Origin of the sequence: Streptomyces sp. AC1-42W (assembly GCF_003248355.1) — a bacterium.
Taxonomy (GTDB): Bacteria; Actinomycetota; Actinomycetes; order Streptomycetales; family Streptomycetaceae; genus Streptomyces.
In genome coordinates, this window is the sequence record NZ_QKWY01000001.1 from 1,344,540 (window position 1) to 1,363,429 (window position 18,890).

Annotated in this window: 21 protein-coding genes, 3 pseudogenes and 1 CRISPR repeat array; of the genes and pseudogenes, 15 read left to right on the top strand and 9 right to left on the bottom strand. The window is 71.0% G+C overall.

Features of this window, described 5'->3' with window-relative positions; translation table 11 throughout:
* Positions 1-116 precede the first annotated feature (116 nt).
* Positions 117-1,040 carry an aminoglycoside phosphotransferase family protein gene (locus tag DNK56_RS06135; RefSeq protein ID WP_111331176.1) on the bottom strand — a complete coding sequence of 308 codons (924 nt, stop codon included), beginning with the start codon at positions 1,038-1,040 and terminating at the stop codon, positions 117-119.
* Positions 1,041-1,171: 131 nt separating this feature from the next.
* Between DNK56_RS06135 and DNK56_RS06140 the strand changes: the two genes are divergently transcribed.
* On the top strand, positions 1,172-1,486 hold the full coding sequence (locus DNK56_RS06140) for a GNAT family N-acetyltransferase (protein WP_342211068.1): 315 nt from the start codon (positions 1,172-1,174) through the stop codon (positions 1,484-1,486).
* Positions 1,486-1,542 (top strand): annotated as a pseudogene (locus tag DNK56_RS36650) (GNAT family N-acetyltransferase); the annotation flags it as partial. The gene DNK56_RS06140 and the pseudogene DNK56_RS36650, both read left to right, overlap by 1 nt.
* A 1,012-nt stretch (positions 1,543-2,554) precedes the next feature.
* On the opposite strand, the gene DNK56_RS06150 reads toward DNK56_RS36650, so the two are convergent.
* Complete coding sequence (locus DNK56_RS06150; RefSeq protein ID WP_111331178.1) at positions 2,555-2,755, bottom strand: DUF397 domain-containing protein; 201 nt, start codon at positions 2,753-2,755, stop codon at positions 2,555-2,557.
* Between the two features lie 1,154 nt (positions 2,756-3,909).
* Here DNK56_RS06150 and DNK56_RS06165 point away from each other — a divergent pair.
* A complete protein-coding gene (locus DNK56_RS06165; protein ID WP_111331184.1) occupies positions 3,910-4,644 on the top strand; it encodes a dienelactone hydrolase family protein in 735 nt (244 codons plus the stop codon).
* A 227-nt stretch (positions 4,645-4,871) separates the two neighbouring features.
* Here DNK56_RS06165 and tnpA read toward each other — a convergent pair whose 3' ends face one another.
* Positions 4,872-5,300 carry an IS200/IS605 family transposase gene (tnpA, locus tag DNK56_RS06170; protein WP_111331186.1) on the bottom strand — a complete coding sequence of 143 codons (429 nt, stop codon included), beginning with the start codon at positions 5,298-5,300 and terminating at the stop codon, positions 4,872-4,874.
* Between the two features lie 50 nt (positions 5,301-5,350).
* On the opposite strand from tnpA, the gene DNK56_RS06175 reads away from it, so the two are divergent.
* Together DNK56_RS06175 and DNK56_RS06180 are read left to right on the top strand one after the other, a co-directional pair.
* Positions 5,351-6,565: an RNA-guided endonuclease InsQ/TnpB family protein gene (locus tag DNK56_RS06175; protein WP_111335521.1), complete on the top strand. Its 1,215-nt coding sequence runs from the start codon at positions 5,351-5,353 to the stop codon at positions 6,563-6,565.
* A 70-nt stretch (positions 6,566-6,635) separates the two neighbouring features.
* The gene (locus DNK56_RS06180) at positions 6,636-7,103 is read left to right on the top strand and encodes a GNAT family N-acetyltransferase (protein WP_111331188.1); all 468 of its coding nucleotides are present in this window, start codon (positions 6,636-6,638) and stop codon (positions 7,101-7,103) included.
* Positions 7,104-7,137: 34 nt separating this feature from the next.
* Here DNK56_RS06180 and DNK56_RS06185 read toward each other — a convergent pair whose 3' ends face one another.
* Positions 7,138-7,353, bottom strand: a complete 216-nt coding sequence (locus tag DNK56_RS06185) for a DUF397 domain-containing protein (protein ID WP_111331190.1) — start codon at positions 7,351-7,353, stop codon at positions 7,138-7,140.
* Positions 7,350-8,189 (bottom strand): helix-turn-helix domain-containing protein, encoded by an 840-nt coding sequence (locus DNK56_RS06190; RefSeq protein WP_111335523.1) that lies wholly within the window; start codon positions 8,187-8,189, stop codon positions 7,350-7,352. The genes DNK56_RS06185 and DNK56_RS06190 overlap by 4 nt, the downstream gene beginning before the upstream one ends.
* 94 nt (positions 8,190-8,283) lie before the next feature.
* Between DNK56_RS06190 and DNK56_RS34620 the strand changes: the two genes are divergently transcribed.
* From DNK56_RS34620 to DNK56_RS06220, 6 genes are all read left to right on the top strand, one after another.
* Positions 8,284-8,562 carry a hypothetical protein gene (locus DNK56_RS34620; protein ID WP_111415645.1) on the top strand — a complete coding sequence of 93 codons (279 nt, stop codon included), beginning with the start codon at positions 8,284-8,286 and terminating at the stop codon, positions 8,560-8,562.
* A gap of 52 nt (positions 8,563-8,614) precedes the next feature.
* The gene (locus tag DNK56_RS06195) at positions 8,615-9,829 is read left to right on the top strand and encodes a methyltransferase domain-containing protein (RefSeq protein WP_111331192.1); all 1,215 of its coding nucleotides are present in this window, start codon (positions 8,615-8,617) and stop codon (positions 9,827-9,829) included.
* A gap of 475 nt (positions 9,830-10,304) precedes the next feature.
* On the top strand, positions 10,305-11,018 hold the full coding sequence (locus DNK56_RS06200) for a DUF4232 domain-containing protein (protein ID WP_111331194.1): 714 nt from the start codon (positions 10,305-10,307) through the stop codon (positions 11,016-11,018).
* A gap of 444 nt (positions 11,019-11,462) precedes the next feature.
* Entirely contained in the window at positions 11,463-12,071 is a 609-nt protein-coding gene (locus DNK56_RS06210) for a hypothetical protein (protein WP_146610522.1), read from the top strand.
* A gap of 187 nt (positions 12,072-12,258) precedes the next feature.
* A CRISPR array of direct repeats spans positions 12,259-12,589; the repeat unit is 26 nt; unit sequence CTGCTCCCCGCGCCCGCGGGGATGGT.
* 233 nt (positions 12,590-12,822) lie between these two features.
* Complete coding sequence (locus DNK56_RS06215) at positions 12,823-13,752, top strand: aminoglycoside phosphotransferase family protein (RefSeq protein ID WP_111331200.1); 930 nt, start codon at positions 12,823-12,825, stop codon at positions 13,750-13,752.
* A 177-nt stretch (positions 13,753-13,929) separates the two neighbouring features.
* Positions 13,930-14,124: a hypothetical protein gene (locus tag DNK56_RS06220; RefSeq protein WP_111331202.1), complete on the top strand. Its 195-nt coding sequence runs from the start codon at positions 13,930-13,932 to the stop codon at positions 14,122-14,124.
* A gap of 228 nt (positions 14,125-14,352) precedes the next feature.
* Here DNK56_RS06220 and DNK56_RS06225 read toward each other — a convergent pair whose 3' ends face one another.
* Positions 14,353-14,541 (bottom strand): hypothetical protein, encoded by a 189-nt coding sequence (locus tag DNK56_RS06225; RefSeq protein WP_111331204.1) that lies wholly within the window; start codon positions 14,539-14,541, stop codon positions 14,353-14,355.
* Between the two features lie 117 nt (positions 14,542-14,658).
* Positions 14,659-14,838: pseudogene (locus DNK56_RS06230) on the bottom strand (hypothetical protein); the annotation flags it as partial.
* A gap of 132 nt (positions 14,839-14,970) precedes the next feature.
* On the opposite strand from DNK56_RS06230, the gene DNK56_RS06235 reads away from it, so the two are divergent.
* Positions 14,971-16,098: an NADAR family protein gene (locus DNK56_RS06235; protein ID WP_111331206.1), complete on the top strand. Its 1,128-nt coding sequence runs from the start codon at positions 14,971-14,973 to the stop codon at positions 16,096-16,098.
* A 63-nt stretch (positions 16,099-16,161) separates the two neighbouring features.
* Here DNK56_RS06235 and DNK56_RS36655 read toward each other — a convergent pair whose 3' ends face one another.
* Together DNK56_RS36655 and DNK56_RS06245 are read right to left on the bottom strand one after the other, a co-directional pair.
* Positions 16,162-16,587: a DUF2716 domain-containing protein gene (locus tag DNK56_RS36655; protein WP_111331208.1), complete on the bottom strand. Its 426-nt coding sequence runs from the start codon at positions 16,585-16,587 to the stop codon at positions 16,162-16,164.
* A 29-nt stretch (positions 16,588-16,616) separates the two neighbouring features.
* Positions 16,617-17,534: pseudogene (locus tag DNK56_RS06245) on the bottom strand (DUF2716 domain-containing protein); the annotation flags it as partial.
* 330 nt (positions 17,535-17,864) lie between these two features.
* Here DNK56_RS06245 and DNK56_RS34625 point away from each other — a divergent pair.
* Genes DNK56_RS34625 through DNK56_RS06255 form a run of 3 tightly spaced genes read left to right on the top strand, consistent with a single transcriptional unit; the run spans position 17,865 to position 18,850 of the window.
* Positions 17,865-17,957 (top strand): LPXTG cell wall anchor domain-containing protein, encoded by a 93-nt coding sequence (locus tag DNK56_RS34625; RefSeq protein ID WP_146610520.1) that lies wholly within the window; start codon positions 17,865-17,867, stop codon positions 17,955-17,957.
* Positions 17,950-18,600, top strand: a complete 651-nt coding sequence (locus tag DNK56_RS06250) for an RNA polymerase sigma factor (RefSeq protein ID WP_111331212.1) — start codon at positions 17,950-17,952, stop codon at positions 18,598-18,600. The genes DNK56_RS34625 and DNK56_RS06250 overlap by 8 nt, the downstream gene beginning before the upstream one ends.
* Complete coding sequence (locus DNK56_RS06255; RefSeq protein WP_111331214.1) at positions 18,569-18,850, top strand: hypothetical protein; 282 nt, start codon at positions 18,569-18,571, stop codon at positions 18,848-18,850. Before DNK56_RS06250 ends, DNK56_RS06255 begins: the two co-directional genes overlap by 32 nt.
* Positions 18,851-18,890: the final 40 nt, after the last annotated feature.

Genomic DNA, 18,890 nt, shown 5'->3' on the forward strand with positions numbered 1-18,890 from the left:
GGACGGCGTTTGGGCACGCGGGGTACGGGAACGGAATCGGCGTACGGGGCGGGGTCGGCGTACGAGGTGGGGGACCGGGGTGTTGGGCGGGGCGCCCGCCGGCCTCGGCTCGTCCGTTAGGTGAGCAGCTCCGCCAGCCGGTCCGCGAACGCCGTGATCCATTCCAGTTGCGGGCCGCCCCGGGCCACGCGGAAGCCGTGCCGGCGCGCCCAGAACGCGGCCTGCACCGCGTGCAACTGGGCCCAGCGGCGTACGCGTTCGCGGTCCAGCTCGGCCGCGTCCGCGTAGACGGCGATCACCCGGCGCACGGCCGCGTCCAAGTCGTCCGCTTCGGCGAGGGTGAACGCCCGCGACTTGAGCAGGGTGCCCGCGTCGTACGCCGGGTCGCCGGCGTAGCCCTTGGGGTCGACGGCCAGCCAGGGCTCGCGTTCGGCGCGCAGGATGTTGCCGGCGTGCAGGTCGCCGTGGACCAGGGTGTCCGGCTGCTGTCGGGCCAGTTCCCGTACGGTCGCGAGGGCGGCCTCCAGCACGGGGCGCGGCAGCGCGTGCGTCAGCTCGGCGGCGTCCTTGCGCAGCTCGGCCTCCCACGCGTCGGCCTGGTCGCTGAGCCGGGGCAGCCCGGCCGGGGCGGGCACGGCCAGTCGCCGCCCGAGCCGCGCGGCGACGGTCACCACCTCGTCGCCCTCGGCGGCCCCGGCGAGCGTTACCGGCGTGGCCCGCTCCAGCAGCATCGCGTACCGGGCGTCGTCCCGCTCGTACAGCGTGACGGCCCCGCGCCCGCCCCACGCGACGAAGGCGTCGGGCTCGTGGTCGTTGCCGGGGTGCGGGAAGGACACCTTCAGCACGGCGGGTGGCGCCCCGTCCCGCCGTACCGGCACGATGATGCCGACGCCCCCGAACATGACCTCGCCGTCCGGCACACAGGCCCAGCCGTCGATCAACTCGGCTGCCAGCCCCGGCAGTTCCCGAAGCCAGTCGGCCCCGGCGTCCCCCTCGCGCGCGATGGTGGTCCGCGCGAACTCTTCCGGAATCACAATCATCCGGGCACCTTACGCCCGGCCCTGCGGGGCGGGGCGCGTACGCGGTTGAGGCGGAGGCCCGTGCGGGGGCATGGTCACACGGGGGCGCCCCTCCGGCGCGCCTCGCCGCGACCCGAAGGAGCGCCGTACCGATGACCGTGACCATCCGCCCCGCCCACCCGGACGACGTCCCCGCGCTGGCGGACCTGATCGAGGAGATCGAGCGCTTCTACGGCGGGACGGCCCTCCAGCCCTTGCCGGAACGCCGCACCCAGACGAAGGAGGCCCTGTTCGGCCCGCAACCCCTGGCCCACGCCCTGGTCGCGGCCACGGACGACGGCCGACTCGCGGGCCTGGCCGCGTACTCGTTTCTGTGGCCGGCGCGGGGGACGACCCACGCCCTGTTCCTGAAGGAGCTGTACGTACGCGACGCGTGTGGCGCGGCGAGGGGGTGGGCGCCCGCTTGATGGCCGGACTGCGCGAAGTGGCGTCGGCGCGGCCGGGGTGCAGCCGGGTGGAGTGGATGGCGGACACGAACAACCCGCCCGCGCGACGCTTCTACGAGGGCCTGGGCTTCAAGGAGTTGGACGGCAAGGTGGTGTACCGGGTGGGGTCGGGGGAGTGAGGCGGGGAGCGCTTCTCGCCGGCCGTCCACGTCAGGGGAGGGAGAGGTTGTCGGTGGGGGATCGCTCGACCATGACGCTGACGCGGTAGACCCAGACGGGGCCGCGCAGGGGCGACCCGCACAAGCCATCGGGCAGCGCGATCTCGTCCTCGGCGTCCGCTTTGGAACCGTACTCCCGGTCGAACAGGGACGCGTCGTCGGGGAGGACGCCGACACGGTGGAGGTAGTCGGCGACCCGGCCGCGCTGGTGAAGGTGACCTCGGCGATGCCGTTCCGGGTGTAGTAGTGGACGTCGGACGCGCCGACGGGTATCGGCGCGTCTCCGGCAGGGATGACCTGGGGAAGCCGCGTCTGACTGCCGTCGCACGCACGGGAGTCCCCGAAGGGGTGGAACAACCGGTCCTGGAACAACCAGCCGAAGCCCCCACCGCCGAGCCCCTTGCGGTGCGCCAAACATGAACTTCTCCTTCGAACATGATCGGACAGGCCACCGCAGCCTAGGCTGACGGAGAGACGTTGGTTCAACGGCCGCGTCACGATGGAGGACCCGAACGGTGAGCGGGTTGGCCTGGTATGCATAGGAGCAAGATGATGGGCCTGATATGCCGGAGTCCGTGAAAGTGGTCAGTTTCCACGCAACACTGAGATAAAAGCGCAGGTCACGAAGAGTGCTCCCCGCACACGCGGGGATGGTCCCATGCCGGTGTGGACCAACAGGGCCCAGTCCTCGTGCTCCCCGCACACGCGGGGATGGTCCCTCGTCCAGGAGAAGGGCAAAGGCCTGTACTTCGTGCTCCCCGCACACGCGGGGATGGTCCCTCCGGCTGGAGGGTCAACGACCTCGCGCCGGTGTGCTCCCCGCACACGCGGGGATGGCCCCGTGTCCCGGAGGCCTTTGGCGTGAGCGGGGTCACACGTCTCGGGGCGTCGGCTGCTTGCAGACAGAGAGGAATACCTGCCATGCCGGCCCGGAGAACTCCAGAGGGTGCCGGGAGAGGTCCTTGGAGTCTCGGACGTGCACGGTGGACGCAGCTGCTCGGGCCTCCACACAAGCGTCCTCGAAGTCGCTGCTGTAGGTGCTCTTGCGCCATCCGCTGGGCGACAGTGCCATGGGGGGCCTCCCGGGTATGGGGAATGTGGCAGACCGCTCACTGCCACGTGGAAGTGTAGGACCCATGGCCTGAGCCCAAGGGAGAAATGATGCCAGGCAAGGCTCGGCAGACAGTCGCCGAGATGGACGCCACGAGCAGGCCCGCGCTCTGCTCAACGCGCTGATCTCCGCGTACAGCGCCCGAATAGGGGCAGCGCCGACCCGGGAGGCCGCCCAGGAGCTGCGGGCGGAGCGCGCCCCTTCCGGCCGAGCGGGACAGCCTGTCCGCCGACGACCGGGAACGGATCGAGGAGATCCTCCGGGAGGCCTCGGGGAAGTCGGCCGCGATCTGCGGCATCGGGGGAACCGGTGAGTGACCCCGTCGCACGGCACCTGACCGACAGCCGGATCGAAGAGATATTCCAGGAGGACGTACGTTCCGGCCTCACCCGTCACACCTCTCGCGACGCGCCCCGCATGATTCTGTCCGGCGGGCCCCAGGGATCACAGAAGACATCTCTGCGGCCACCTGGTCGCCGGGCAACTGGATGCCACGGACATCGTCTTCTGCGACGGGGACGACCCCTGCGCCTTCCACCCCCACTACGACGGCCTGGCCCGGTAGCACGGCGTGCTGGAGGCCGCGAGTCTGTGCGGGCCCGGTACCAACCGACTCCGAGCGATGATCCTGGACCGAGGTCATCTCGCGGCGGCTCGACATCATGCTGATCGGCCCGTACACGAACGAGGAGTACACCCTGGACCGGATTGCCGAGTCGTGCTCCCCGCCGCCCCCGCAGGGATGCCCCGCAGCAGCCAAGCGAACCCACCGCCACGTACAGGCCCGGCCCCGGCCCGACCCCGTAAGCCAACGCACCCAGGCGCGAGTTCTACCGTACGGCGAGGGGCGCCGCCTCCCATCGAGGCCAACGCCGCCGCGCCGCGCCGCGCCACGTACCGGACACCGCCCCGCCCCCCCCGGTGGGCTACACTCCGCAGCGATGAATACCGGGACGGCATCGCGCCACACACGGATCGGTGACCCGGTGCTCTGCTGAGCGCCGGGCGGTCCGGCCCGCGCCCGCCGTTCGATCGAGGGCCCCGCACCACCGCACGGGCACCGCCTCCGTCGTGTTGATCGCAGGCTCAACACACCAACCGCGACAGGAGACTTCATGCCCACCAAGACACTGCGGATTCCCACCCCGGACGGCCAGGCCGATGCCTTCGCCGCGTTCCCCGATCGCGGCGAGCGGCACCCAGGCGTGCTGATGTACGCGGACGGCTTCGGCATCCGGCCCGTGGTGCGGGAGATGGCCCTCGAACTGGCCGGCCACGGCTACTACGTGCTCGTCCCCAACTTCTTCTACCGGAACGGCCCGGCACCGGTGTTCGAGCTTCCCGAGCACATCGGGGAGGAGGACCGGCCCGCGCTCATCGCCCAGTTGGTGCCCTTGATCGAGGCGCACACCACCGAACGCATCCTCAGCGACGCCCACGCCTACCTCGGCTTCCTCACCGCTCAGCCCGAGGTCGGCGCCGGACCGGTCGGGGTGACCGGCTACTGCATCGGCGGCCTCCTGGCGACGCACACCGCCGCGGCCCTCCCCGCCCAGGTGGCCGCCCTCGCCGCGTTCCACGCCCCGGTGGGCGCGGCCGGGCCGGATGCCTTCGCGGCGATCACCGCCCAGGTCCACTTCGGCCACGCCGAGGACGACCTGACACCGCAAGCCCTTGGCGAGCTGAACCAGGCCTTGGACGCCGCGAAGGCCGACTACACCTCCGAGATCTACCCCGGCACGGCCCACGGGTTCACGGTGTCCGACACCGACGTCTTCGACCCCGCCGGGCTGCAACGTCACTGGGACCGCCTGCTGCCCCTCCTCGACCGCACACTGCGCAACGGCTGACCGGCCGGGCAAGGGCCGGACCACCCGGGAACACCCTGGTCCGGCCCCCCGTACGCACCTGGCGGCCCCGCCCCACCAGCACCCGGCCTCGGCCCGGACCGAGCCCCCGTACCCTGACCCCCATCCCTTGTTCTTCGCAGGGAATCCCGGCCTTCAGGCCGGGCGGGAATGCGATCCTCGGCCCGGAGGCGCGCAGCGCCGGAGATCTCTGCTCTTCGGGGTGACGGTCAGGCTGGGCGCTTCTGGTTCTCGATGTAGTCCTTGACGATGCTCAGGGGTGCGCCGCCGCAGGACCCCGCGAAGTAGGACGGGGACCAGAACACGGATCCCGTCCCGATCCGGTTGATCCGGCCGGTGTACTCCGCGCGCAGGTATCGGGAGCTGACGCCCTTGAGGGAGTTGACGAGCTTGGACAGGGCGATTTTCGGCGGGTAGTGCACGAGCAGGTGGACGTGGTCGCCCTCGCCGTTGAACTCCCGCAGCTGTGCGCCGAAGCTCTCGCACACGTCCCGCATGAGCGCCTCGCAGCGCGTCAGCATGTCGTCGTTGAAGATCTCGCGTCGGTATTTGGTGACGAACACCAAGTGCGCGTGGAGGTTGAAGATGACGTGGTTTCCTCGTCGGATGTCGGGGTCTGGCTCCCAGCGCGGTGACATGCGCCAAGTATAGTAGGATCGAGCCGACTTGGCCGGAGGGGGTGGGCTGGATGATCCGTGCGTACAAGTTCCTCATGCGGCCCACCGTCCGCCAGGAGCAGGCGCTGGCCGAGATGCTGGCCGATCACTGCTCCCTCTACAACGGGGCGTTGCAGGAACGCCGCGACGCTTGGCGGCACGTCTCGAAGACCACCGTCAAGTACGGGATGCAGTCCGCGCAGCTCAAGGAGATCCGGGCGTTCGACCCGGAGCGTCAGGGCCGCTGGTCGTTCAGTTCACAGCAGGCCACCTTGCGCCGTCTCGACAAGGCGTTCGCCGCGTTCTTCCGCCGGGTCAAGTCCGGCGATGCCCCGGGCTATCCGCGCTTTCGCGGGGTGAACTGGTTCGACACGGTGGACTTCCCCAAGGACGGGGACGGCTGCCGGTGGAACTCCACCCCGCACGACCCCGTCACCCGGGTCCGTTTCCAGGGCGTCGGCCACGTCAGGGTCAACCGGCACCGCCCGGTGGCCGGCCACGTCAAGACGGTGTCGGTGAAGCGCGAGGGCCGAAAGTGGTTCGTCGTGCTGACCGCTGAGCAGGACCAGCCCGAACCGCTGCCCGCCACCGGCTCCGTGGTCGGTATCGATCTGGGCATCGCGAACTTCCTCGCCGACTCGAACGGCGGGTTCGTGCCCAGCCCGCGCCACGGCCACCGTGCGGCCGCGAAACTGGAGGCAGCGCAGCAGGCCCTGTCCCGGTTCCCGCGGTGTAAGGCGAAGGATCGGACCGCCAACCACCGGCGTGCGCTGGAGAAGGTCGCCCAACTGCACGGCAAGGTGCGGCGCCAGCGGCTCGACCACGCCCACAAGACCGCGCTCGGCCTGGTCCGCGCACACGACTTCATCGCGCACGAAGACCTCAAGATCCGCAACATGAGCAAGGCCCCCGCACCGAAACCCGACCCCGACCGGCCGGGCACCTTCCTGCCCAACGGCGCCGCCGCGAAGGCCGGGCTCAACAAGTCGATCAACGATGCCGGATGGGGGGTGTTCCTGACGATCCTGCACGCCAAGGCTGAAAGCGCCGGACGGGAAGTGATCGCCGTGGACCCCCGCAACACCTCCCGCACCTGCCCCGAATGCGGGCACACAGCGAAGGGGAACCGGCCCACACAGGAAAAGTTCCACTGCGTCTCGTGCGGCCACCACGCGCACGCCGACACAGTGGGAGCCACCAACGTTCTACGGGCCGGGCTGGTCCGTCGCGACGCCAACCCGGCGTAACGAGAAGCCCCCGGCTTCAGCCGGGGGAGGAGTCACGCCACCCCACCTCACCCTCGGCCCCCTCGCCTTCTTGCCCGACGAGATCGCCGACGTAGTCGATCTCTACGCCGGTAACCCCGCCTACTGGCAGGCCGCCGGCGAGCACGACCCCGAGCACATCGAGGCCGCGAAGGTGGAGGCCGATCTCCGGGCGGAGGCTGCCGTGGAGGGCGGGGAGGTGTTGCTCGGGCGGGACGAGGACGGGCGAGTCGTCGGAATCGTCTGCCTGCTCGCGCGGCACCCGGTGGACGGCCTGCCCTGGATCGGGCTGCTGATGGTGCGCGGGGACTCCCACCGTACGGGCATCGGCCGGCAACTCGTCGCCCTCGTCGAACAGCGGTACCGAGCCGAAGGCCGACCCGGCCTTCGGCTCGCCGTGCTGGAGAACAACCCCGACGCCGTCGCCTTCTGGCACTCCCTCGGCTGGCGCGAGATCGACCGGCGCACCGACAGGGCCCACGGCCGCCCATGCATCGTCATGCACAAGCCGCTCGCATAAGGCCGCCCGCGATCGGGGGCGCGGCGGTGGCGCCTCAGACGTCCCCGAACTCGCCGTCCCGAGCCCCGGCCCAGCGTACGAACGAAGCGAACGTGTCGGCGGAGACGGTTACAACCGGCCCGCCGCCCTGCTTGGAGTCACGGACAGGGACGATCCCGGTCGTCGCAACGAGGTTGAAGGCCGCCTCGATGCAGTCGCCGCCGTTCGAGCTGTACGAGGACTTGTACCAGCAGAGGGGTTCGTTCGTCACGGGATGCCCTTTCGCAACTGACTGATCATGGCCAATGACGCCGCTTGAGACAGCGTCTCGCCCTGCAGTTGATGGTAGGTCGTAAGCATGGGAACCACGGCCGACTGTTCTCGCTCGACGTACCCCTGCATCTGGGACTCGGCGTACGCGACAACGGATCGGTCCGCCAGCGTCAGCAGGTTGATGGGCATGTCGAATGCCCGCCGCACTCCTATCTCGAACGGCGCCACGTGGATGATCCAGTTGGGGAGCGCCGCCAACTCTTCCAGCCGTTGGAGTTGGGCAGCCATGACTTTCGGCCCCCCGACAGCCTGCAAGAGACAGCTCTCGTCCATGACGACGAAGACCATCGGTGGTCGGGGCCGGACGAGAGCTGCTTGCCTCTCTTGCAGGAACGTGACGCGTTCCTCCGCCTGTTCGGGAGTGACGGAGCCACGTCGCAGGTCACCGTCCGCCAGCGCTTGGGCGTACTCACGAGTCTGCATCAGCCCGGGGACGAGGCCGATCCGGAACAGCCGGATCTCCACGGCCCGGCCCTCGTAACCCACGTACTCCGGGAAGCCCTCCAGCATGCTGCCGTGCCTGATCTCGCGCCACTCGCGTTCGAACGACTCAGGTGTCCCCACCAGATCGAACGCGATGTCAGTTCTCCGCGAGAAGGGCAGGGTTGCAGATTTGCGACCAGTTTCGATTGCCGAGATGTGGCGCCCGGTGCAGCCGACCAGCGAGGCGAGGTGGTCCTGAATCCAGCCGCGTGACTCGCGCACCTTGCGTAACCGTGCTCCGTAGGCCGCCTGCGGCGATGCGTCCGGATTCAGTTCCTTGATGTTGACCAAGATGCCCTCCCTGTCTGCCACGTTGCTGACTCCGTGAGGCTAGGTCACTCTGAGCGCTCCTGGTAGTGGTACGGCTACGGAGGGACACGAAAGAGTGCCTGGAATCGAGCATGGAACCGCCCCGGCCCCCGGCCCGCTCCCCACTCGCGCCGGCGGCAGCGCCCCGGATCGCGGGCTGCGGCGAGGGCCGGACCTCTCCCGCTACGCGTCCCTCGCGGCGTATCCGCCGTGTCAGTGCGGGGCCGCGATCTGCCCGGACGCCCCGCCGCGACCGGAGCCGCCCGAGCCGGAGGCCGACGCGGCGGGACGGGTGGACGGCATCCGCGCACGCGTACGGGAGACGAACGCGATGCGCGCCAAGTACCGCCTGTAGCAGGCCCGTACGGCGCGCCGGCAGCACACACGGAGAGAGGACGGAACCGACGATGAACAGCACGAACACGCACGCGCACACGAGCACTGGGGGCGGGTGGACGGTACGGGAGTACCCGACCCGCGAGGAGGTGGGCTACGCGCTCACCACGGGCGGCGTCCTGAAGGCGGCCTGGCTCGACGCCTACGCACGGGTGCCCCGCGAGGCGTTCCTGCCGGACACGATCTGGCCGTTCGACATGGCGGCCGGAAAGGCGATCCACGTATCGCGGTCCGAGGACGCGGAGGCGTGGCGGGGGTACGCGCACGCGGACGTGCCGATCGTGACGCAGTGGGACGACGGTCACCACGCGGGCCGCGAACCCGGCAATGTGTCGACGTCCTCGGCGTCGATGCCGAGCGTGGTGTTCCGGATGCTCGACGCCCTGCGGGTGGACGACTACTGCCGTGTCCTGGAGATCGGCACGGGCACGGGCTGGAACGCGGCGCTCCTCGCCCACAAGGTCGGCGAGGAGAACGTGGTGACCGTGGAGGTGGACGAGGGGGTGGCGTCCCGCGCGCGGGACGCCCTCGCCCACTACTTCGGGATGCCGGTGGACGTTCTGCACGGCGACGGCCGCGCGGGGGCGCCGGGACGCGGGGTGTTCGACCGGGTGGTCGCGACGTGCGGGGTGCGCTCGATCCCGTACGCGTGGATCACGCAGACGCGCCCCGGGGGCGTCATCGTGGCGCCGTGGGGTACGGCGTTCACGAACGCCGACGCGCTGGTACGACTCCGGGTGGGCCCGGAGGGGGAGAGCGCGAGCGGCAGGTTTCTGGGCCCGGTCGAGTTCATGAAGCTCCGGGCGCACCGGACGGCGCCGCTCGACCATGAGGCGTACGCGCATCAACTCCCGGCCGTACCGCATGCGTTGGTGTCGGCGGATGCGGTGAGGGCTCTGGCGGACGCGGACCGGTTCGACGCGCTGCCCTTCGCCCTGGGGCTGCGCGTACCGCACTGCTCGTACGTGGCCGCGCCGGCGCGCGGCGACACCCGGCCCCACTGGCTCTACAGCCGCAGGGACCGCTCCTGGGCGTGCGCGCTGCTGACGGACGGCGAGGACGCGGCCCGCGTATGGCAGCACGGCGGCCGGCACCTGTGGGACGAGGCGAGGGCCGCTTTCGAGTGGTGGGTGGCGCAGGGGCGTCCGGGCTGGGAACGCTTCGGCCTGACGGTGAACGGGGAGGGGGAGCGGGTCTGGCTGGACGAGGAGGGGCGCGGTTTGTGAGGTGGGGGTACGGGGGAGGCCGGGAACGGCGCATTCGCGAGGCGGACGGGGACGGCCTCCGGGGCGTCAGCCGGAATGTGCCGGGCGATGATCGGTTCCCCGCCGGACGCGGGGGTGGCCCGAAGGTGGACGAGGCCCGCCGCCTCGCCAAGGAGTGCTCCCCGCGTGTGCGGGGATGGCGTGGGCCCGTGGGCCCCGGCCGGTCAGCGCGTACGCGTACGCGCTGCCGTGAACGCGGCCCGCTCGTTACACGGAGCGGTTCCGCCACCTTGCGGACGGGGGCGGCAACGGGCGGCCGGCTCCCAGCTCCGGGCGGTGCGCGGGTAGTTGCGTACGGCGGGCCGGGTGCCGGACGCTGTGTAACAGGTCTGTCAGGGACACGTTCCAGCGGCGCGCGATCGGAACGAGGCGGGTTGAGGTCCTGTCCTAATGATCAACAGCGCACCACCTCCCACATCACAGCAAGGATGACCCGATGCACGCTCAGCCGAAGCTGACGAAGAAGCTGACCCTCGCCGCCGTGGCCGTCCTCGCGGGCCTGAGCCTGACGGCTTGCCAGGACGACAGCACCGACGCGTCCTCGCCGCAGGGCGCCGCGTCCTCCCCCGCCGCCGAGGGCTCGGCGGCTTCCTCGGGCACCACTGGCGGTACCGGCGGCAGCACCGGCGGTAACGGTGGCGCCGCCACGGACGGTGGCGGTACGGACGGTGGCGGTACGGGCGGCGACTCCGGCAGCGATTCCGGTTCCGGGAGCGACAAGGGCAGCGGTGGCGGCCAGGTCAACACCGGCCCGTGCAAGACGGCCAATCTCACGATCACCGCCCACCACGGGATGGCCGAGGGGGACGTGCTGGTCAGCATGAAGAACGACAGCGACGCCTGCTCGCTCAAGGGCTTCCCCGGCGTCGACCTGAACACGTCGGACGGCGACACGTTCAGCGCGGACCGCAGCGCGAACACGCCGCAGGCGGTTGTGCTCGGCGGCGGCGGGACGACCCACTTCATGCTCCACACCCCGCCCAACAACACCGGCGGCACCGGCCTCCGGATCGTCTCCATCGTCGTGACCCCGCCGAACGAGACGCACTCCAAGACACTCCGCATCGGCCTCAGCCTCCCGGTGACGGAGGCCGGTTCGGACTCCGGCCCGGGCGTCACGGTCGAGCCCGTCGGCTACGGCAAGCAGTGAGGTGGGTCCTCTCCCGGAGGGAGAGGACGCCGCCTGCTCGGCGCCGAGCCGCCCGTACCCTGCGGAGGGTGGGTGCGGGGCGCCGGGCTGCTGGGGCGGTTGGCATCCGTAGCCAGGCGACGTAAACCCGCAGGCGGCAGAGCCTGCTCCCCGCACACGCGGGGATGGCCCCCTGCATCTGCTCCTGCGGCAGGAGGTGTGGAACTGCTCCCCGCACACGCGGGGATGGTCTCGCCCCAAGGGCGCAGCTCGTGCCTCCACCTGCCCGTTCTCCGGGGGGACCGTTCGGCACGGCGCCGGCGGGCCATCGCGGAGCCGATCGTTGCAGGAGGCGTAGGCGCAGGGCGGCCCCCAACCACACGCTCTCCGGCGGGGTGTACGCGTTGAGTCACAAAGCACTTGGCACTCGCCAACCAGCCATAACGGCCGGTTTACGATGCACCGATGCTGCCCTTCGCACCGCCGCAGATACCGGCGAACGAACTGAGACCCGGCCGCTTTTGGTACGCCATAGCGGCCGCGATCGTAGTTGTGCTGGCCGCCTTGGGCGTGGTCGTCGGGGTGTACCAGTTCAAGAGCGTGACCGACGCCGTGGACACCCACCACAGGTTCGCCGACGGCGACACCGTCTCCCTCCAGCTCGGACCGGACAGCGACAAGTCGATCTGGATCAAGAACCGTGGGCCGTCCGACGACCAGAAGTGCGGCATCGCCGGACCGGGCGATCCCAGCCTCGGCGGTCCGGGGATCGACTTCTACTGGACCCGCGACGAGACCTGGAACCCGCTCTTCGCCCTGGAAGTGAGCCAGGCCGGCACGTACGAGGTCACCTGTGAGTCCAAGGGGCCGTCACAATACGCAGTCGGGGAATCCGGTGGATTCGTTGAGTTCATGCGCGGCTCGGTTCTGGCGATCGTGCTCCCGATGTGCGGGTTCGGCATCGGCCTGACCATCGTGATCGTCGTCGCCGTCCGCCGCAGCGACCACCGCAAGCGCCTCCGCGCCGAACGCTACGGCCCCGGCCCCGGCGATGCGCGCCACACCGCAGCCTGAACGAGCGGAGGCCCACGGGGTGGGCGCCGAGTTGGCACCGAAACGCTTCCCGCGCGACGATGCAACGACGGAGCCGTGACTCGGCCTACCTGAAATACCCACTGTGAGGACTTTGACCGCTATGCCGGTTCCAGCGAAAGTGGTCAAAAACCGGGTCCCCACGATACAAACAAGCAGGTCACGCACTCTGCTCCCCGCGCCCGCGGGGATGGTCCCGACGTGGCCCCGGCCGGGCCCATCTTCATGGACTGCTCCCCGCGCCCGCGGGGATGGTTTCGCCACTGTAACGGATCAGACCCGCTCAGCCCACTGCTCCCCGCGCCCGCGGGGATGGTCCCTCGGCAGCGTCCTCGCCGTCGAAGAGCGCATCCTGCTCCCCGCGCCCGCGGGGATGGTCCCGCCGAGGCCGCCCGCGAGCTTGCCGAGCTCAACTGCTCCCCGCGCCCGCGGGGATGGTCCCGAGTTCGGGAGGTACAGCTCGGGGAAGAGCTGCTGCTCCCCGCGCACGCGGGGATGGTCCCTCCACCGACGGCTACCGCTGGACGATGCTCGGCTGCTCCCCGCTGCCGGCGCGGCGCCCGCAAGCCCGCTCGCTGCTCCCCGTACGCTCGCGGGGACGGTCCCAGCGCCCCAACAGGGCTACCCAGCAAGCCGCTCCCCGCGCTTCCAGCCCCCGGTAACAGGCCCGTCCACCCCGCCCCAACTCCCGTTGGCCGCCGTCCGTCGTACCGCCCCGCTACCGTGGTGCCGTATGAGCGATACGCACACGCATGCACCCGTCGACATCACCGCCGACCTGATTCGCGATCTTCTCCGTGACCAGCATCCCGATCTCGCCGGGCTTCCGCTGAGCCTCGGTGCGCGGGGGTGGGACAACCAGTTGTGGCGGTTGGGGGACGAGCTGGCCGTGCGGTTGCCGTGGGCGACGGCGGGGGCGGATGAGTTGCTGCTCAAGGAGCATGCGTGGGTGCCCCGTCTCGCCCCGGACCTTCCGCTGCCGGTTCCCGTGCCGCAGCGCCTGGGCGTGCCGTCCGAGCGGTTTCCGCGGAGCTGGCTGGTCACCACCTGGGTGCCGGGCGAACCCGGTGACCGGGTTCCGGTGACGCGGGGCGAGGAGGCGGCCGACGCGCTGGCCGGGTTCCTCACGGCGCTGCACCGGCCGGCTCCCGCCGGGGCGCCCGAGGGCCGGGGGCGGGGCGGGCCGCTGGCCCCGTACGGGAAGTACTTCGAGCAGATGCTCGCCTCCGTCACCGAGCGGGGTCTCGTCCCCGACCCGGACGGTATCCGCGCGGTCTGGGAGGACGCGGCCGCGGCCCCCGACTGGACGGGACCGGCGATGTGGGTGCACGGGGACCTGCATTCCGCCAACGTGTTGACGGCAGACGGCACGTTCTGCGGCGTCATCGACTTCGGCGACCTCTTCGCCGGCGACCCGGCCTGCGACCTCGCTGCCGTGTGGAACCTGCTCCCGGAGGGGGTCGCCGACCGCTTCCACGCAGCCTACGAACCGACCCCCGACGTGGCAACTCTGCGCCGCGCCCGAGGATGGGCGGTCATGCGCGGGATGTCCGGGCTGCTGATCGGGGACGACGGCGATCGCGGCCTGTCCAACGGGAAGCCGACCTGGGGCCCGCCGGCGCGGGTCGCGCTGGAGCGGCTGGTGGCGACTGCGGGGCGGTAAGGCCGTAGCGGGTGGTGTGGCCGTTCCCGTATCGCCGGATGCGCCGTGAGCACGGGGAACCGGCCCGAGTAGCGTTCCCCCTGAGCCACCAACCCGCCGACCGGCAGGGGCGGATGGACGTGTGCCACCGCAGGGCCGGTTGCCGGTTCGGCGGTACGGGGAGGGGCGGGGGCGGCCATGGCCGAAGGCGACTGGGACGACGACAGCGCGTACAAGGACGCCGTCCAACGTGCCGAACGCACAACGCGGTTCGGCTGGCTGACGATCGGGGCCACGGTGGGCACACTCGGCTGCGCCCTCCTCGCGGCCATCGGCGCGGTGGCGGTGATCGTCGTCCTGGCCGCCTACGCGTACATCGAGGCGCGAGGGTAGGGCGTACGGCCAAGGAGGACCGGGGGAGGGGCATTGGGCGGGGCGGCGGGCCCTCCCCGGAGCCCGTCTGCTCGGGTCGGCGCCGTCACAGCGGGCGAGCCGTACCGGCCCCACCGCTCGGCGCCCCCGACGAGCGGCCCGGCCGGGGGCCCTCAAGCTCACGCACCCGAGCGGGCCTCAAGCCACGACGCCCGCCGGCCCTCAAACCCGTAACGGATCGCGGCGCGCTCAGCCCCCGTACGGTCCCATCCCCTGGCTCTGCGCGTGGCTGTGCGCGAGGCCCTGGGCGTACCCCTGCTGTGCCGCCCCGCGACGTGCGGCGCCCTGCTCGCCGGAGCCGCCTCGTCGGCGCAGCACGAGCAGACACGCGACGAGAACCACGGCGACAACTGCCACGACGGTTACGGCTACGACCATGATGTTCCCCGTTCCACAGGAGCGACCGCGTCCCGGCCCCCGCTGGTTCCTCCCATCGTCGCTCCTCAGCGACCCGAACGGAAGGGCGATTCCGGCCCGATCACGCCGCCGCTGCCCTCAGAACCCGTGGTCGGGCGCGCTGAGGGACGCGGCGAACGAGGCGAGCGCCGCGAAGTCGTCGTCGCGCAGCCCGATGCGCGGATTGACGTGATGGAGGCGCGCGGGGGCCGCGTGCCGGACACGTACGCAGGTCTCGTCGGCGTCGCCCTGCTCATCGTCCACCCAGGCGAAGGGGCGGTCTTATGCGGACATGAGAATGTCCGGCGGATTCCTGCGGACGCCGGGGGGAACGGCCTTGCGCCTCGCGACGGGATTCTCTCTGCCGAAAAGACAGTGGGGATGGGAGGTGGAGCCCGGCACAATGACAGGATGATCGGCAACCGGATCACATACCGCAAGGCGGACGGCGTCCGCATACCCGGGACTTGGCGTCACGCCTTCATCTGCAACGGTGGGAAGTACTTTCTCACGGACCTTGTCATCTACGCCGACGGGCTCATCGACTGCTGGGGCCTGGTCACCATCGACGAGTTCGAACAGAAGCTGTGCTCCGGCTGGGTGGCCACCGACCTGCCGGAAGGTGCTGAGGTATCGGCTCACGACCTGGCCGTGTGGAAGTTCAGTGAGCCACGTGCATGGCTCACTCCCAAGTTGCTGCTCGCCGAGGTGCGGGACACCATCGACCAACTGAACGATCGCCCTGATTCGACCGCGCGGTGCTTGGCCGCAGTCGATGTCTTTCTCGCCGACCGGACCGAGGAGAACCGCGCTGCCGCACACGCCGCCTATCTCGCCATCCCGAAGACCCAGCGCCGCTATGCGCTGCGCGACATGGACCGCAAGGACGGGCCGCTCAGAGTGCTGGTTGCCGGGCCGGGTGTCGTGCCGGAGGGGCGGCGGTCCGGCAAGCCTGTGTCCGAGAAGGCCTACGCTGACGCTGTCGCCTACTTCGAGGAGCGAGGCCGACTGACCTCCGAACGGCCTTCGTGGGTCCCTGCGGATGGACCGGCGACGCCTTACGCACCGGCGATCCAGCTGTACCACTCGCACCCGCAGCAGCAGGTCGACGACCCGGGCACGGTAGCCCTGCGCAACGACTACCCTGCGTCCATCGATATCGACGGTATCGTTTACTCGTCGGTCTCCCACGCCTATTGGTCTTTGTCAGTCGCCGACTCCACTGTGCAAGCCGCCGTCGCCGCAGCGGATACCTCGTACAGCGCCCGCAAGCTGGCCGCAGCCGCCACTCGTCGCGAGGGCTGGGAGCATGCTCGTACGGCCGTCATGACCACACTCCTGCGCGCCAAGTACGTGCAGCACCCCGACTTGGCCGAAATCCTGCTGGAAACGGGCGACGCCACCCTCGTCTACGATGACGTCGACTCCGACTTCTGGGGCGACAACGCCGGCCGCGGCCGCAACTGGAACGGTCGCCTCCTCGAACTCGTCCGCTCTGAGCTGCACGCGCAGAGTGCCGGAAGCGGACTCCAGCCGTAGCCCGTCGAGCCCCCGCAGGCATGAGCCGTCTCTCATCGGGTGCCGGGAATGTCGCGGGAGGCCTCAGCCGGAAATGGGCACACCGTCTCCCGACGGGGCGGACGGGGCTCTGGAAGTGCTGCATGCGGCTCTCACATGCGGGTCGCTCTGCGATTCGTACGTCCAGACGTTGCCGACATTGCGGCCGCCGCGGCGCATCACCATACCGAGGGTGGCCGTGAGCTCGTCCTCGACCTCGGCGAGGAGCTCGGTGCCGAAGACGCACAGGGACTCCTCCCAGGGATGCCAGAACGTGCCCATGCGCAGGTCACGCGTGAGCAGCTTGTAGTACTCGCCTTCCCAGCACGCCGCGCCGGGCCAGGCCGGCTGCCCGGAGCGGGCCGGGTCGAATCGGTAGCCCTGATGCCACCAGCTGACCGAGTAGAGCTGCTTGCCGGGCCGGGCGCAGGCGCGTAGTCCGCGTTCGACGATGTCCTGGAGGCGCGCCACCCGGTGGTCGAGGGGAGGTCTCGCATCAGGCCGTACGGGTGGCGCGTATCAGTGACGTCCCCGACATGCCAGGTGACTGAGTCGGGCGGCTCTTCGATGGCCGGGTAGTAGGTGTGGCTGGGCTTGAAGGAGAAGTCGGCCTCGAAGGCTTTGCGCAGCGCGTGGTGATCCGGGTCGTCGAGCAGCATGGAATCGGGGCGCTGTGCGGCGGGCGGTGGGCCGGCCGGGGGCCAGAGGTAGTCGCGCACGCTCGACAGGGCGCGGAAGCCGGCCGTGAGGAGGGCGTCCAGGATCGGTCCCTCCGGCGCCTCGGCAGTGAGGTAGAGGCGCTCCGGCGCCTTGCCGGCGCCCAGGTGGAGAGCGTGGTTGTTGCGGGCCCAGCGGACCCAGTGGGGGAGGAATTCTGTGTGCGGGCCGGTCATGCCCCGGACTGCGACGAACTCCGTCGCCCCCACGGCCTCCGCCCAGCCTGCACCGGCGAGTCGGGTCTCCGCTTCCAGCAGCTGGACGTTCAACGCCCGGTTCAGCAGGCTTCCGTGGTCCTCGCGGATGTCCGCCAGGCCGCGCGGGTGCGGCTCGCAGGCCGCGACGAGCCGGTCGAGCTCCCGCATCCGGCGGTAGCCGTGGCCCAGTCGGCGCACGCGCAGGCCCCGTGCTGGCGCCGTGCCCGTCAGATCGCCCAGCTCGGCGATGAGGAGCGTCCGGGGCGGCCCGACGGCCGTGAAGCCGGCGGCGCGCAGTGGCTCCTTCATGGGGATCGGGTCGTGGCCGTAGGACCGCCACTCGGCCGGTTCGCACCGGGCGGCGAAGGCCTCTTGCTGTCGGCGGATCAGCCTGGTGATTTCCGTCCGGTCGGTCTCCTTGCCCAGGGGAGCGTGCCGAACGGTGCCGTGCGTGCCGTAGTGGATCCGGACTGCCGGCCCGTCCCGCTCGACCACCGACCCCATCGGTGCCCGTTCCGGGTCATGTCCCCGTACCCGCTCGTCGTACGCGGCCAGCAGCGCGTCCACCCCATCGATCAAGTCCTTGGCCGGGCAGACCTCTGCCCATGGCCGTGGCGATTATCGGAACGATCGCCGACATCAGCCACTGATCAAGGCCGGCCGAGCAGCGTGGGACACGCGTGCTCGCCAGGACGTGGGCGGCAGGAAGGGGGCCGTTCCGCCGGGGCGCGGGCGGGCAGGCTCGCGGGGCGTTCTTGTGGCGGCGAATCCTTTTCGGGGCGCGCGTCTCCTATAGGTGTGCCGACGGGCGTCGGCGTGAGTGGAGGAGGACTCGTGATCGTGGGAATCGCCGTCGTCGCCGGGGCCGTACTGCTGTGTACGTGCGGCTACTTCGTCGTACGCAGGAGGAGGCAGGGCCGTGGCTGACTCGTCCTGGCCCGGTGAGCAGCTGGTGGTCGCGGCGCGGGACGGGGACGTCGACGCGCTGACCGCGCTGGTGTCGGGGGCGCATCCGAACGTACGGCGCTTCGCGCGCTCCCTCTGCGCCTCGCCGGAGGACGCCGAGGACGCGGCGCAGGAGGCGCTGATCATCCTCTACCGCAAGATCGGGATGCTCCGGGCGTCGGGGGCGCCGGCCTCGTGGATGTTCCGGATCGTCCGCAACGAGTGCCTGCGGCGGGCACGGGCGATGCGGGCGCCGGTGGCGCTGCCGGAGGATGCGCGGGGCTCCGCTTCCTCCTCCTACGCGCCCGCCTTCGGGGCCGCGTCCGCGTCCGCGTCCACCTCCGCCTCCGCCGAGGACGAGGTGCTGCGGCGGATGGAGGCCGCCGAGGTGGCGGCGGCCATCGCGGCGCTGCCCGCCGATCAGCGCCGGGTCCTGATCATGCGGGACGTCCAGGGCTACAGCGGGCGCATGGCCGCCGAGGCGCTGGGCCTCAGCACGGCCGCCATGAAGTCGCGCCTGCACCGCGCCCGTGCCGCGGTCCAGCGATCCCTCCGGCCCGTATCCGAACCCGAACCCACACCTGGAGGTGCCCATGACGACGCGGACCGGGGCCGGCGCCCCTGACTTCGCGAGCGCGACCCTGCCCCGTCATCTGGCCCGTGGCGCGGCAGGGTTCGGCGGCCTGGTCGGCGCGTTCGCGCTGCTCCCGCTCACCGGCCCGCTCAACCTGCTGCTCCTGCCGGCGGGGCTGCTCGCCCTGCGCGGCTGCCCCCTGTGCTGGACCATCGGCCTCGCCCAGACCCTCTCCCGCGGCCGCCTCCGCCGCGACTGCGAGACGGGGGAGTGCCGGCTGCGGGTGGGGGACGGGGGGTAGGGGGCGGCGGACCGGGGCCGCCCCGCCCGCAGGGGCGGCC